Origin of the sequence: Streptomyces spinoverrucosus, assembly GCF_015712165.1 — a bacterium.
Lineage (GTDB): Bacteria > Actinomycetota > Actinomycetes > Streptomycetales > Streptomycetaceae > Streptomyces > Streptomyces spinoverrucosus_A.
This window is the reverse complement of record NZ_JADPZX010000001.1, coordinates 6,428,135-6,443,232: the sequence shown is the minus strand read 5'-3', so window position 1 is coordinate 6,443,232 and position 15,098 is coordinate 6,428,135. Positions and strand designations below refer to the sequence as shown.

Genomic DNA, 15,098 nt, shown 5'->3' with positions numbered 1-15,098 from the left:
ACAGATACCTTCATGTCATCCGGTCTTTGGCGGCACCGGGACTTCAGGAACCTCTGGCTCGGCCAGACATCGTCGATGTTTGCGGCGAATATGGTGGCGGTTATTTTTCCGCTCCTCGCCGCGGTTTCCCTGAATGCTTCCGTATTCGAAATGGGTCTGCTTTCGGCGGCGGGCCACGTGCCATATCTCTTTGTGAGTCTCTTCGCCGGTGTCTGGCTCGACAGAAAACCGAAGCGGGCCATTATCGTGCTGTGCGACACGGCTCGCGCGCTCCTTCTGCTCGGCCTTCCTGCCGCCTCGTGGCTCGACATTCTGAGCGTTCCTGTCCTGTTGGTCATCGCGTTGCTCGTCGGTTGCTTCAGCGTGGTCGCGGACGTCGGAAGTTCCGCGATTCTGCCGTCCCTCGTCAAGCGCGACGAGCTCATCGACGGCAACAGCAAGCTGGAGATGAGTGCCTCTTCGGCCAGCGTGGCCGGAAGTGCGCTGGGCGGCGCGGTGTTCCAACTCCTCGCCGGCGCCGCCTCGATGCTCATCAACACGGTGCTTTTCGGCCTCTCCGCCTTCTTCACCGCGCTGATCCGCGGCGAGCGGAAGCCCACCGGCGGCGAGGAGTCGGGGGACGAGGCGGACCAGGAGCAGAGCCAGTCGATACGGCAGGACATCGCCGACGGCATCAAGTTCGTCACCGGTCACGTCACGGTGCGCACCCTGATCCTGGCCACCCTCGTCATCAACTTCTTCATGGCGATCGCGGAGCCCGTCTCCCTCGTCTTCATCACCCGCACCCTCGACATCCCGCCGTTCTCGGTCGGCCTCGTGCTCGCCGCCTCGGGCGTCGGCGCGCTGCTCGGCGCCGTCATCGCGGCCCCGATGAGCCGGGCCCTCCCGCTGGGCAGGCTGATCGTGCTGACCGCCTCGCTCACCGGTCTCGCCTCGCTGCTGACACCGCTGGCCACGCTGGTGCCGGTGCCCGCCGCCGTGACGCTGCTGATCGCCATGTACGTGCTGGACGCCGCCATGATCATCGTCTACAGCATCAACGTACGCAGCTACCGCTCGGCCATCACCCCCGACGCCCTGCAGGGCCGGATGAACGCGACCAACCGCATGGTCGTCATGGGCGTCATGCCGGTCGGAGCCGTACTCGGCGGTCTGCTGGGCACCGTGGTGGGCACCCTGCCCGCGCTCGTCCTGGCCTCGCTGGGCATGCTCATCGCCCCCGTGATCCTGGCCTGCTCGCACGTGCGCACCGTCAAGAGCGTCCCCGGGCTCGAAGAGGCTCCCCGACCCGAAGAGGAACCGCAGGTGGAGGAGGGGCGGACATGAGCGGACAGCTGAGCGGCAGGGTCACCGAGGATCCCAGCGACCTCGTACGGGAGTTGGTGCTCGACCCGCAGTTCCGCTACGAGACACGCACCCTGCTGCCCTCGTACGTGGCGATCGAGAAGGCCATCGTCGCCGAGTACCTGAGGATGGGCCTGATCGACGCCGAGCAGGCCCGCACCCTCGGCGGCCTCCTGGACGACGTGACACCCGAACGCATCGAGGACGCCCGGCAGCAGAACCTGTCCGACATCGCCCTCGCCCTGGAACGCACCGTCACCGAGGGCCTCGCGGCACCCGTGCCCGTCTGGCACGTGGACCGCAGCCGCAACGACCTCCAGGCCTGCGCACAGGTGATGTACGCCAAGCACCGCCTGCGGGAGACCGCAGGTCATCTGCACGCCCTCGCCGACGCGGCCCGCGGCCTCGCCGAGCGGTCCGTCGACGTCCTGATGCCGGGTTACACACACTTCCAGTCGGCCCAGGTCATCAGCGCGGGCTTCTACTTCGCCGCGCTCGACGAGAGGCTGCTGCGCCGCTCGCGCCGCCTGCTGGCCACCCACGACGCGATCGACGCCTGCCCGCTGGGCGCGGGCGCCCTGTCGGGGCAGGAGCTGGCCTGGGACCGGGAGCGCCTCGCCCGCCTGCTGGGCTTCGAACGCCCCGAACCGCTCGCGCTCAGCGCCGTCGCCTCCCGCGAATGGGCCCTGGAGGTCACCGCCGAGCTGGGGCTGCTCGGCGCCACGTTGAGCCGGTTCTGCACCGACCTGCTGATGTGGGCCGGCAGTGAACACGGCTTCCTCGACCTGCCCGACGCGCTGTCGGGGATCTCCGCTTCCATGCCGCAGAAGAAGAACTTCCCCCTGCTCGAACGCATCCGCGGCAAGACCGCCCACCTGGCCGCCTTCCACGTGGACGCCCTGCTGGGCCAGCGCAACACCCCGTACACCAACCTCGTGGAGGTCTCCAAGGAGGCGGGCGCGCACGTGGCGCGGGCCTTCGACACCGGCCGCGACCTGCTGCGGCTGTTCACGGCCGTCCTGGAGGGGCTGCGGCTGCGCGAGGACAGGCTGCTCGCGGCCTGCGAGAAGGAGTTCTTCGGCGGGTTCACGCTCGCCAACCAGCTGACGCTGCGGCACGGCATCCCCTGGCGCACCGCCCAGGTGATCGCCGGAGGCTACGTGCTGGCCGCGGTGCGCGCCGGACACACCCCCGAGGAACACGCCCCGGACGTGCTGGGCGAGATCGCGGCCGGGCACGGGCACACCGTCGACGCCGCCGACGCCGAGGCGCTCCTGAAGGACGCCTTCGACGTGCGGCGCGCGCTGCGGCGGATGAGCTCGGCCGGCTCCGCCCACCCCGACCGGGTCGGCGAGGCCCTGGCCGCGCAGCAGCAGGACGCGAAGGTTCTGGCCGATGCCTGGGCGGTACGTGCCGACGCGGTGCGCACCGCCCGGGCGACGACGGACCGGGCCCTCGGTCTCGTCACCGATACGGAGTGAGCGGATGCGGGGGGACACGATAGACGAGGGGACGGCACACGCGCCGCCGGCCGCGACCCGCGCCGCGCAGGCGGCCTTACCGGTCGGCAGCGGGTCGGCGGTGGGCACCTTCGGCGAACTGCTCCAAGGGGTCCTGCCGGATCACCGGCACTTCCTCGTGACGCTGCCGATCACCGCCGGCAGCACCGCGCGGTTCCGTTACGCCGACGACGCCGACGGCATCACGGTCGACGCACCACACAAACAGAAGTCGGCGCACGCGGCCGCGCTCGCGCTCAAGGAGCTCGGCCGGCCCGGCGGCGGACGGCTGCTGCTGAGCAGCGCACTGCCCGAGGGCAAGGGGCTCGCCAGCTCGTCGGCGGACCTCGTCGCCTCCGTACGCGCCGTCGCCGACGCCTTCGGCGTGACCTTCCCCGCCGCGACGATCGAATCGCTGCTGCGCGAGGTGGAGCCGTCCGACGGGGTCATGCACGACGAGATCGTGGCCTTCCTGCACCGCGAGGTGCGCCTGCACCGGCGCCTCGGCCACCTGCCCCGCCTCGTGGTCGTCGGCTACGACGAGGGCGGCCAGGTCGACACCGTCACCTACAACCGGCACGACACCCCCGTGTACGCCCGAGCGCGGGCCGAGTACGGGCAGCTGCTCGACACCCTGACCGCCGCCGTCGCCGCCCACGACCTGCGCACCGTGGGCCGCGTGGCCACCCGCAGCGCCGAACTGCACGTACGCACCCGACCGCGGGCCGCGTTCGCGCCGCTGCGGCGGGCCTGCGAGGAAGCCGACGGGCTCGGCGTCGTCATCGCGCACAGCGGCACCATGCTCGGTGTCCTCCTCGCCGGCGACGACCCGGAACTGGAGCGCAAGACCGCCCACCTGCGCGGCCACTGCTCCCGCCTGGGCGGCACCAGCGCCCTCTACCACTACGCGCCCGGCACGACCGCGCGGCACCCCGCGACCGAGGAGAACGGCGATGTTCTTTGACGCCATGCACGACGCCATCGGTTCGACGCCGCTGGTGCGACTGAAACTGGACGCCGCCCCCGGTGTGGAGGTGTGCGCCAAGCTGGAGATGCACAACCCGTTCGCCATGAAGGACCGGGTCGCCCGCAGCATGCTGCTGGAGGCCCGACGCCTCGGCGTGCTGCGGCCGGGCGCCCCCGTGATCGAGAGCTCGTCGGGGACGATGGCCCTGGGCATCGCCCTGGTCGGACGCTCCCTGGGGCACCCGGTGCACATCGTCACCGACCCGCGGATCGACACCATCACCCTCGCCAAGCTGCGGGCGCTGGGCTGCGAGGTCCACGTCGTGGAGCGCATGTCCAGCCACGGCTGGCAGAGCGCCCGCATCGAGCGCCTCGAACAGCTCCGAGCGGACCTGCCCGGCGCGTTCTGGCCGCAGCAGTACAGCAACCCCGACAACCCCGGCGCCTACCGTGAACTCGCCCAGGAACTCGTCACGGACCTCGGCACCGTCGACGTACTCGTCGGCTCCGTCGGCAGCGGCGGCTCGCTGTGCGGCACGGCCCGCGCGCTGCGCCGCCACAACCCCGACCTGTACGTCGTCGGCGTGGACTGCGTCGGCAGCGCCCTGTTCGGCCAGCCCGACCGGCCCGGAAGACTGCAGAGCGGCCTCGGCAACAGCCTGCAGCCCGCCAACCTCGACGCGTCCCTGCTGGACGAGGTGCACTGGCTCAACGACCACGAGGCGTTCGCCGCGACCCATGAACTCGCCCGCGACCAGCAGATCTTCGCCGGGAACACCTCCGGGTCGGTGTACCAGGTGCTGCGGTACCTGGCCCGCACCAGCGCGCCGGGCCGCCGCGTCGTCGGCATCTTCCCCGACCGCGGTGACCGCTACGCCGAGACCGTCTACAGCGACGGCCACTGGCAGCAGCACCAGCTCACCGGTCTCGAACGCGCCGAGCAGCCCACGCAGGTCACGTACGGCACCGAGGTGCACGCCTGGTCGCGGGCCCTGCTCGCGGACGCCCGGCCCACCCCGCGCACCCTCCTCTTCGTCGAGTCGAACACCACCGGCACGGGCATGGCCGCCCTGGGCCTGGCCCGCGAGATGGGTTACACCCCGGTGTTCCTCACCAACGACCCCGAGCGGTACACGGGACTGGCCGACACCGGCAGCGAGGTCGTCGTGTGCGACACGAACACGCTGCCCGCGCTGCGCGAGACGGTGCAGGCCCGCTTCCGGCGCGACGAGATCGCCGGGGTGACGACCACCAGCGACTTCTACGTGCCCGCCGTCGCCGAACTCGCCACCTGGCTGGGCGCTCCCGGCAATCCGCCCGAGGCCGTGCGGATCTGCCGGGACAAGGCGCGGCTGCGCGAGACGTTGGACCGGGCGGGGGTGCGCCAGCCCCGGTTCGTGGCGGTGCGCGACGCGGCCGCCACCGCGACGGCCGTGGCCGACGTGGGCCTGCCGTGCGTGGTCAAACCCGCCGACGACTCCGGCTCCACGGACGTGCTGCGTTGCACGACCGTCGAGCAGGCCACCGCACACGTCGCGCACATCCTGAAGCGGACGGTGAACGCGCGCGGGCTGCCCATGGCCGGTACGGCCCTGGTCGAAGAGCTCGCCGACGGGCCGGAGTTCAGCGTCGAGATGTTCAGCACCGAGGGACACCATCACTGTGTCGGGGTCACCGCCAAGACGGTCACCGGTACCCCGCACTTCGTCGAACAGCAGCACCTCTTCCCGGCGCCGGTCGCCGAGACGGTCGCCGCCGACCTGGAGCGCACCGTGCGGGCCGCGCTCACCGCGGCGGGCATCCGGTTCGGGCCCACGCACACCGAGGTGCGGCTGCTGCCGGACGGGCCGGTGATCATCGAGATCAACCCGCGGCTCGCCGGCGGGATGATCCCGGAGATGATCCGACTCGCCACCGGCACCTCGCTGCTGGAACAGCAGTTGCGCGCGGCGACCGGCCAACAGCCGTCCCTGGAACCCGAGTTCGTCCGGCAGGGCGGCATCCGGTTCCTGCTGGCGGACCAGGCCGTACGGCTCGCCGCCGTCGAGGGCGTCGAGCGGGCCGCCGCGATCGCCGGGGTGGAGCGGGTGACGGTGACGGTACGGCCGGGCGCCGAGGTGCGGCCCGCGACGGACGCCTACGGACGGCTCGGCCACATCATCGCGACGGCCGAGCGCCCCGACGAGATCGAGAAGATCCTCGACGCCGCCGAGGGCGAGATCCGCTTCCGGTGAGGGCGGGCGCGAAGCCCGCTTCCCGCAAGGGGCGTCGAGACCCGCCGGCGAACCCGTCGGTGTCCGCCTCGGCGCACCCCGTCGGCGCGCGCCGACGACCGCCACGACCGCCGACGAACTCAGGCCGATGGAAAGGGGCTGGGTGTGCAGCAGACAGACGAGCCGCAGGAGCACTTCCACGTCGTCGTCAACGACGAGGAGCAATACTCGATCTGGCAGGAGGGCAGGCCGCTGCCCGCCGGCTGGAACGCCACCGGGCACAGTGGCACCCGGGACGAGTGCCTCGGCAAGGTCGCCGAGATGTGGACCGACATGCGGCCGCGCAGCCTGCGCGAGCGGCACGGGGAGGCGAGGTGACCCCGCAGCTCTCGGCGCTGCAACGGCGCCTGAACATCGCCGAGTCACGGCCCGGCGAGGACTGGCTCGTGCTGGTCGAGAACGTGCCCGAGTGGCCGCGCACGGCGTCCCCGCAGGCCACGACGACCCACGCGGACCACCCCGGCGCGCCCTTCGGCTACGCCCCCTCCCAGGGCCACCCGCGGCTGACGGAGGCGCTGGTCAAGCGGGAGCACGAGGTGTCCGCGAGCCGCCTGGCCGACGAGGCCAACGTACTCGTCACCGCGGGCGGTATGCACGCCGTGGGCCTGGTCCTGCGCGACCTGGCCGCGCGCGGTTTCCGCAAGGCGGTGCACACCACCCCGGTCTTCTGCGGGGTGCACGACAGCATGCGGGCGGCCGGAATGCGGGCGAAGCCGCTCTTGCTGACCGGCACGGCACAGGATCTCGCCGTTCTGGAGGCCGAGTTCACCGAGCCGACCGTCGTCTACGTCAACCTGCCGCACAATCCGACGGGCGAGGTGCTGCGCCACGAGTACGTCGACGTGCTGCGGGCCCTGGCCGCCCGGCCCGACGTGCACGTGGTGTACGACGCCGTGTACGACTCCTTCGACTTCGGGCCCGACCGCTGTCCGACCCCGGTCGACCTCGCCGTCGAGGAAACCGGCCTGACGATCGTCAACTCCGTCTCCAAGAACTACGGGCGCCCCGGTGACCGGGTGGGCTGGATCGTGGCCGCCCGGGAGAACATCGCACGGCTCGTGCCGCGCCTCGAATGGGAGGCGGTGTCCATCAACGGGCGGGCCCAGCTGGACGCGGTGGCCGCGATCGACCGCGGCAACGCCGAGCTGGTCGAAGGGGTACGGGCGGGGCGGGCCGCCGCCCTCGACCACGCCCGGCAGACGGGCGGGGTCGGGCCGTTGCCGCCGGGCGGCACCCAGCTCTGGCTCGACCTGCGCGTCGCCGACATCGAGCGGTTCGCCGACTTCGCCCTGGAGCGGCACCACCTGGTGCTCACCACCTCGGCGAACTACGTCCCCGTGGTGCGCGGGCACATCCGGTTCCCCACCGGCATCCCCGCCGAGCGGATGCGGCGGGCCCTCACCGCGCTGCACGAGGCGCTCGACGACTGGCGCACCCATCACGCGGAAGGAACGGTCGCACATGTCGGTAGCCGTTGACGGGCGCGAGGCGGCGAAGCGGTACTGGCAGGACGCCTTCACCGGACTCGCCACCCGCGAACGCGCCTTCCCGGCGGCCCGCCGTGCCGACGGCGCGCAGGACGCCGGGGCGCCAGTTGCGTACGCCGAGTACTCCCTGACGCTCGACCCGCGGCAGGCCGCCCGCCTCACGGCCGCCGCCGAACGCTGGGGCGTCGCCTTCGACACGCTGGCCGACGGCGTCTGGGCCGTGGCTCTCGCCCTGCGGTCGGGCCGTGACGACGTGGTGTTCGGCCACGTCGACGCGGGCGGGGAGGCGGTGCCGCTTCGGGTGCGGCTCCCCGCCGGGCGCCCGGTGTCCGCGTGGCTGCGGGAGCTGAGCGCCCAGCTGCGCCAGGCGCGGCGCCACCTCGGCGTGGCGCCCGAGGACATCCGGCGCTGGGCCGTCGGCGGCGACGGCGAACTCTTCGACAGCATCGTCTCGTCGGAGCCCGCGGACGGGCCGGCCACACCGGTGGCGCTGCGCGTGCGAGGGGGCGCCGCACCGCGGTTCGTCGTCGACGCGGTGACCGAGGCTCTGTCCGCCACGGCCGCCGCCGAACTCCTCGACGTACTCGACCGGGCGACGCAGCGGCTCGCCGCCGACCCGGAGCCGCTGCTCGGCGACCTGATCGCGGCGGCGAGCGGAGTGCTGCCGTTGGCCGCGACGGGCGGCGTCCGCCCCGGCGCCGGGGCGGACGCCCTGATGTCGGCGGACACCCGCGAGGCGCTGCTCGCCACGGTGTGCCGCGCCGATGACGAGGGCGACACGTTCGTGCCGGTGCAGGAGATGTTCGCGGCAGCGGTCCGGCAGTGGCCGGACGCGATCGCGGTCGAAGCTCCCGACGGCGAGCTGACCTTCGCCGACCTGGACGTACGGGCCCGCCGTCTCGCGGCCCGCCTGCGGTCCCGGGGCGCCGGTGCCGAGACCGTCGTGGCCGTCCTGACCGAGCGCACCGGGGAGCTGGTGGCCGCCGTGCTGGGGATCTGGGCGGCGGGCGCGGCCTTCCTGCTGGTCGACCCCGGCGAGCCGGAGCGTCGTACGCGGCACAAGCTCGCGCAGGCCGGCGTACGGCTGGTCGTCGCCGACGCCGCCCACCAGGAGGCGGCGGCACGCCTCGGCCCGCCGGTCGTCGCGGTGACCGACGACACCGAGCCCGGGGAGGTGCCCGCGTACGCGCGGCCGCTGCCCCGGCAGCTGGCCTACGCCGTGTTCACCTCGGGCTCCACCGGAAACCCCAAGGGTGTCCTCATCGACCACCTGGGCCTGGCCGAGCACGTGCACACCCAACTCGCGCCCGTGTACCGGCGCGTGAGCCCGGACGGGAGCGGGCTGCGCGTCGGCGGGGCCGCCCCCGTCACCTTCGACTCGTTCATCGACCAGATGCTGCCCATGATCACCCTCGGGCACCGTCTCGTGCTCTTCGACGAGATGCAGCGGCGCGACCCCGGCAGCTTCCTGACCCGCGCGCCCGGCACCGAACTCGACGTCGTCGACTGCGCCCCCTCGCAGCTGGTGCTGCTCGTCGAATTCGGTCTGCTGCAGACCCCGTTGAAGCTGCTCGTCTTCGGCGGTGAGAAACCCGGCGCGCAGCTGTGGGACACGTTGCGGCAGGCGCGGGCGCACGCGGTCAGCGTCTACGGCGCCACCGAGTGCTCCATCGGCTCGGTCGAGGCGGACGTGCACCGCGACCCACGGGTGTGCCTGGGCCGCCCGGCCGGCTCCGGCACCGTCTACGTCCTGTCGCCGGAGCAGAAGCTGCTGCCGCCGGGACTGGTCGGCGAGATCTACCTGGGCGGCCCCGGCGTCGGGCGCGGATACGCGGGCGACCCGGCGCACACCGCCCGCGCCTTCCTGCCCGACCCGTTCTCGAACCGGCCCGGCGCACGCATGTACCGCACCGGCGACCTCGGCCGGGTGGCGCCGGACGGACGTCTGGTCTTTCTCGGACGGGTCGACGACCAGCTCAAGATCAGCGGCTACCGCATCGAGCCGGCCGAGATCGAGGCCGCCCTGGACGCGGTGACGGGTGTGCGCCGCTCGGCCGTCCTGCCGGTGCGGTCGGCGAGCGCCGACCGGCTCGTCGGGTTCGTCGAGTGCGCCGAGGACTTCGACGCCGAGCGGGCCATGGCCGAACTCGCCGCCCGGCTCCCGTCGTACATGGTGCCCAAGCGCCTGATCCCCGTGGACACGCTGCCGTTGACGCCCAACGGCAAGGTCGACCGCAAACAGCTCGCCCGAGGGGTGGAACCGCATGAGTGACCGCACATCGCCACCGGTGACCCGGCTCAGCGCCGCCGACAGCCCGGTCGTCCTCGGTGACGCCCGGCTCTCCGCGGCCGAGCTGCACACCCGCATCACCCGCCTGCGCACCGTCCCGCTGACCTTCGAGGGGCCCCGCGGCGACACCACGCTCGACATCGCCCTCGACCCCGACCGCACCGCCGTGGACGAGGCCGACTTCACGGCCGGTACCGGGCGGCTGCACCTGGAGGGCGAGCTGACGCTCGACGAGACACTCCTGCGCTGCACGGCCGACGTCGACCTGGCCACGCGCCGGGGGACCGGACGGTTGCAGGTTTCACGACGTTCGACTCGGGAGACGGTGTGAGCAGCATGACCGCCGACGCCGTACAGGCACGGCTGACGGACCTGTTCCGCGAGGTGCTCGGCGTGCCCGGGCTCGGCCCCGACGACAGCTTCTTCGACCACGGTGACTCGCTGCTCGCCGCCCGCCTCATCATGCGGGTGCGCGGCGAGTTCGGGCAGAACGTGCCGCTGCCGTGGCTGTTCGAGGGCCGCACCGCCGCCGCCCTGGCCGAGCGCATCACCCGCACGCCCGAGCAGTCGGCCGCGCCCGAGCCGATCGAGCGCGTCGACAGTCGGCGCCCCGTTCCGCTGTCGCACGCCCAGGAGCGGCTGTGGTTCCTGCATCTCCTCGACCCCTCGGACCCCGCCTACAACGAGCCGCTCTCCTACCGGGTGCGCGGAGCACTGGACACGGCGGCGCTGCGGGCGGCGCTCCAGCAGGTGATGGACCGGCACGAGCCGCTGCGCACCCAGGTCGCGCTGGGCGACGACGGTGAGACGCCCGTCCTGCTGGTGCGTGAGGACGTGGTCTGCGCCCTCGACGTACAGGACCTGCGCGTCGCGTACGCCGAGGGCGGCGAGCCGTGGCTGCGCGAGACGCTCCGCGCCCGGATCCGCCACCCCTTCGATCTGACCAAGGCGCCGCTGGTGCGCGGCCACGCCTTCCGGATCGGCGACGACGAGTGGGCGTTGCTGTTCACGCTCCACCACATCGTCACCGACGGCTGGTCCAACACCGTCTTCCTCGAAGAGCTGAGCGCCGGCTACCGGCAGGCCCGTGAGGGCCGCCCCACCGACGACCTCGGCGCGCTGCCCGTCCGGTTCTCCGACTACGCCGCCTGGGAGCGGCGCATGGTGGGCGAGGGCCTGGAGCGCGGGCTGCGCTTCTGGGAGGAGGAACTGCGCGAGGCACCCAACGCCCCGGCGCTGCGCACCGACCTGCCGCGCGGCGACGCCCTGTCCACGCGCGGCGACGCCGTGCTGCACGATCTGGACGCCGCCACCTCCGCGCGGATCGCCGACGTGGCCCGGCGGTGCGGGGTGTCGACGTACTCGCTGACGCTGGCCGTGTTCACGCTGCTGATGCACCGCTGGACCGGCGAGGCGGACGTCGTAGTCGGCACGCCCGTCGCGGGCCGCCACCACCCCGACCTGGAGCGGCTGATCGGATTCTTCGTCAACACCCTGCCGGTCAGGTCGGGGTACGACGGGCGGGACACGTTCGCCGCCCACGCCGCCCGCATCGAGGCGACGGTGCGGCGCGCGTCCGCGTACGACCACATCCCTTTCGACCGCATCGTCAACCGGGTCAGCGGCGGCCACAGCGGCTACCAGCCGCTGCCCCAGGTGGTCTTCGCCTACCAGAACGACTTCGACCGCAGGCTCGCCCTCGACGGCCTGGACGTCGAGCTGTCGCACGTGCCGAACGGCTCCGCGCGGTTCGAGATGACGTTGTTCATGGCCGTCGCGCCGGGTGGCGCCCTGGAGTGCGAACTGGAGTACAACACCGACCTGTTCACGCGGGACACCGCGCAGCGCTTCCTCGACGTCTACCGGCACCTGCTGGCCGGCGTCCTCGAGGACCCGTACCGGCCGCTGTCCCGGTACCCGCTGGTCCCGCCCGCCGAACACCGGCGGCTGGCCGCCTGGAACGACACCGGCATGCCGTTCCCCGACCGGACGTGTCTGCATCATCTGGTCGCGGAGCAGGCGGCACGGACCCCCGACGCCGTCGCCGTCGTCCACGGCCACACCCACCTGACCTACGGTGCGCTGGACGCCCGGGCCAACCGGCTGGCCCGCCACCTGCGGGCCCTGGGCGCGGGCGCCGACGCGGTCGTCGGCATCTGCATGGACCGCTCCGTGGAGATGGTCGTGGGGCTGCTGGGCATCCTCAAGGCGGGCGCCGCCTATCTGCCGCTGGACCCCACCTCGCCGCGCCACCGCCTGGAGACGATCAGCGAGGACGCCCGCTCCCGCTGGTGTCTGAGCCTGGAACGGCACCGCGACGGCGTCCCGGACGTCCCCCACCGGGTGTTCCTGGACACCGACCGGGAGGCGACCGACGCCCACGACCCGACACCGCCCGACGCACCCGTGTACCCGGACGACCTGGTGTCCGTGTACTACACGTCCGGCTCCACCGGCCGCCCCAAGGGCGTGGCCAACACCCATCGGGGCTGGGTCAACCGCATGGCGTTCCTCCAGCGCCGGCACCGGCTGCACCCGGGCGAGACCGTCCTGCACAAGACCACGTTGAGCTTCGACGACGCGGCCCTGGAGATCTTCTGGCCGCTGCTGCACGGCGGCCGTGTCGCCCTGATCGACCCCGAACTGCACCGCGACCCGCGCGAGATCGTCGACGCCGCGATCCGCAGCCGCACCATCCATCTGCAGCTCGTGCCCAGCATGCTCGCGATGGTCGTCGACACCGTCGACGCCCTGGACCCGGACACCCGCGCCCTGCTGAGCGCCCTGCGCACCACCGTCTCCAGCGGCGAGGCGCTCTCCGGCGAACTGGTGCGCCGCCACGGGGAGTCGCTGCCCGGCACCCTGCACAACACCTGGGGCGCCACCGAGGTCTCCATCGACTCCACCACGCACGCCTGCACCGCCGCCGACGTCGACACGGCCGGCGCGGTCAGCGTGGGCCTGCCGTTCGACAACAACCAGATCCATGTGCTCGACGCCCACCACCAGGAAGTACCGGTGGGCGTCGTCGGGGACCTGTACATCGGCGGCATCGGCCTGGCCCGCGGCTACCTCGGCGACCCGGCCAGGACGGCGGCGGCGTTCGTGCCCAGCCCGTACGCGCCCGGCGAGCGCCTGTACCGCACGGGCGACCGCGGTTACCGGCGCCCCGACGGCACCCTCATGTTCGTCGGCCGCACCGACCACCAGGTCAAGATCCGGGGCATGCGGGTCGAACTCGGCGAGATCGACGCCGTCCTCACCCGGCACCCGGACGTCAGGGAGTCCCTCACCGTCGTCCAGGAGTCGACGTCCGGGGTCAAACGGCTCGTCGCCTATGTCGTGGCGGCCGGCGCGGCGCAGGCGCCGACTCCGACGGCGCTGCGCCGGCACGTCGGCGACCTGCTGCCGGACTACATGGTCCCCTCGTTCGTGCTGGTCCTCGACGCCTTCCCGCTCACCCCGAACGGCAAGGTGGACCGCAGGGCGCTGCCCGAGCCGGACCGGCTGCGCGACCACTCGGACCTGGAGTTCGTGGCGCCCCAGGGCCCGGTGCAGGAGAACATCGCCCGGATCTGGGGCGACCTGCTGGGCGTCGACAAGGTCGGCGCGCTCGACAACTTCTTCGCGTTGGGCGGCCATTCGCTGGTGGCGACCCGGCTCGTCTCCCGCGTCCACCAGTGTTTCGGCGTCGAACTGCCGCTCAAGGACGTCTTCGGCAGCCCGACCGTCGAGGCCCTGGCGCAGGACGTGGAACGGCTCCTGGCCGAGCGGGTCGAGGCCATGACGGAGGCCGAAGTCAGGGAGCTGTTCGAGCGGTTGGGCGGCTGACCGGCCTACCCGTCGCCCGAGCCGTCCTGTCCCGCCCTGTCCTGTCCTGTCCCTCACCGAGCGGAGACCACAGCATCATGGCCAACCCATTCGACGACACCGACGGCACGTTCCTCGTCCTGGTCAACGACGAAGGACAGCACTCCCTGTGGCCGGCCTTCGCCGCCGTCCCCGACGGCTGGCAGCGCGTCTTCGGTGAGGCGAGCCGTCAGGAGTGCCTGGACCACGTCGAGCGGGCGTGGACCGACCTGCGGCCGCGCTCGCTCGTCGAGGCACCGCAGAGCACCCCCAGCTGAGCGCTCGCCCACCCCACCGACACCCACGGAGCCCGGACCATGACCACCGTTGTTCTGGACGCCCACGACATCTCCCGCATCATCGGCACCGTCGGCCGCGACGCGGTGATGGACCGCGTCATCGACGCCCTGGCCACGGCGTTCACCGCGCTCGCCCACGGCGAGGGCGGCAGCACGCCCGCCCGCGGCGGGTTCACCAGGCAGGCCCACGGCGAGGGCTGCCTGGAGTGGATGCCGCACCATGAGCCCGGCAGAAGCGTCACCATCAAGACCGTCGCCTACTCGCCGGGCAACCCCGCGCACTGCGCGCTGCCCACCATCCTCGGCACCGTCGCCCGCTTCGACGACATCACCGGCCGGCTGACGGCGCTCGCCGACGGCGTGGTGCTCACCGCCATCCGCACCGGCGCGGCCTCCGCCGTGGCCAGCCGGCTGCTCGCCCGGCCCGACAGCGGCGTCGTCGGGCTGATCGGCGCCGGCGCCCAGGCGGTGACCCAACTGCACGCCCTCAGCCGGGTGTTCGACATCCGCGAGGTCCTGGTGCATGACGTGAACCCGCGGCATCTGGCCTCGTTCGCGCAGCGCGTGGAGTTCCTCGGCCTCGACGTACGGGCCGCCGCCGCGGCCGACGTGGTGGCCGCCGCCGACATCCTGTGCACCGCCACCTCCGTCGAGGTCGGCGCGGGCCCCGTCTTCCACGACGCCGACCTGCGCGAGCACCTGCACGTCAACGCCATCGGCGCGGACCTGCCCGGCAAGACCGAGCTGCCCCGCTCGCTGCTGACGCGGGCGTTCGTGTGCACCGACCACGTCGAGCAGGCCCTGCGCGAGGGTGAGTGTCAGCAGCTCGGTGCGGACGGCATCGGCGCCCATCTGCCGCAGCTGTGCGCCGACCCGGCCACCGCCCACGCCCAGCGTGCGCGCACCACCGTCTTCGACTCCACCGGGTTCGCCCTGGAGGACCACGTCGCCCTCGACGTCCTGCTCGAACTGGCCACCGAACTCGGCCTCGGCACCGGCCTCGACATCGAGTACCACCCGGTGGACGCGCTGGAGGTCTACCCACCGCTGGCGGCCGGCGACCGGCTCGCCCCGGCCACCGCGGGCTAGGG

The 15,098-nt window shown here is 72.7% G+C and carries 11 protein-coding genes; all 11 read left to right on the top strand.

Annotation, left to right across the window (positions count from 1 at the left end; translation table 11 throughout):
* The first annotated feature begins 12 nt into the window (after positions 1–12).
* The 11 genes from I2W78_RS29240 to I2W78_RS29190 all read left to right on the top strand — a co-directional run bounded on the left by I2W78_RS29240 (position 13) and on the right by I2W78_RS29190 (position 15,096).
* Positions 13–1,326: an MFS transporter gene (locus I2W78_RS29240; RefSeq protein WP_196463232.1), complete on the top strand. Its 1,314-nt coding sequence runs from the start codon at positions 13–15 to the stop codon at positions 1,324–1,326.
* A complete protein-coding gene (locus I2W78_RS29235; protein WP_230885630.1) occupies positions 1,323–2,825 on the top strand; it encodes an argininosuccinate lyase in 1,503 nt (500 codons plus the stop codon). Before I2W78_RS29240 ends, I2W78_RS29235 begins: the two co-directional genes overlap by 4 nt.
* A gap of 4 nt (positions 2,826–2,829) precedes the next feature.
* Complete coding sequence (locus tag I2W78_RS29230; protein WP_196463231.1) at positions 2,830–3,807, top strand: GHMP family kinase ATP-binding protein; 978 nt, start codon at positions 2,830–2,832, stop codon at positions 3,805–3,807.
* Complete coding sequence (locus I2W78_RS29225) at positions 3,797–6,043, top strand: pyridoxal-phosphate dependent enzyme (protein WP_196463230.1); 2,247 nt, start codon at positions 3,797–3,799, stop codon at positions 6,041–6,043. The genes I2W78_RS29230 and I2W78_RS29225 overlap by 11 nt, the downstream gene beginning before the upstream one ends.
* Before the next feature lie 144 nt (positions 6,044–6,187).
* Complete coding sequence (locus tag I2W78_RS29220) at positions 6,188–6,400, top strand: MbtH family protein (protein WP_307783842.1); 213 nt, start codon at positions 6,188–6,190, stop codon at positions 6,398–6,400.
* Positions 6,397–7,560 carry a beta-methylarginine biosynthesis bifunctional aminotransferase gene (locus tag I2W78_RS29215; RefSeq protein WP_196463229.1) on the top strand — a complete coding sequence of 388 codons (1,164 nt, stop codon included), beginning with the start codon at positions 6,397–6,399 and terminating at the stop codon, positions 7,558–7,560. Before I2W78_RS29220 ends, I2W78_RS29215 begins: the two co-directional genes overlap by 4 nt.
* Positions 7,544–9,841, top strand: coding sequence for an amino acid adenylation domain-containing protein (locus I2W78_RS29210; RefSeq protein WP_196463228.1), 2,298 nt, complete (start codon positions 7,544–7,546; stop codon positions 9,839–9,841). Before I2W78_RS29215 ends, I2W78_RS29210 begins: the two co-directional genes overlap by 17 nt.
* Entirely contained in the window at positions 9,834–10,190 is a 357-nt protein-coding gene (locus I2W78_RS29205) for a hypothetical protein (protein WP_196463227.1), read from the top strand. Before I2W78_RS29210 ends, I2W78_RS29205 begins: the two co-directional genes overlap by 8 nt.
* Before the next feature lie 5 nt (positions 10,191–10,195).
* On the top strand, positions 10,196–13,690 hold the full coding sequence (locus I2W78_RS29200) for a non-ribosomal peptide synthetase (RefSeq protein ID WP_230886728.1): 3,495 nt from the start codon (positions 10,196–10,198) through the stop codon (positions 13,688–13,690).
* Between the two features lie 77 nt (positions 13,691–13,767).
* Entirely contained in the window at positions 13,768–13,986 is a 219-nt protein-coding gene (locus tag I2W78_RS29195) for an MbtH family protein (protein WP_230885629.1), read from the top strand.
* A 39-nt stretch (positions 13,987–14,025) separates the two neighbouring features.
* Positions 14,026–15,096: an ornithine cyclodeaminase family protein gene (locus tag I2W78_RS29190; RefSeq protein WP_230885628.1), complete on the top strand. Its 1,071-nt coding sequence runs from the start codon at positions 14,026–14,028 to the stop codon at positions 15,094–15,096.
* Positions 15,097–15,098 lie beyond the last annotated feature (2 nt).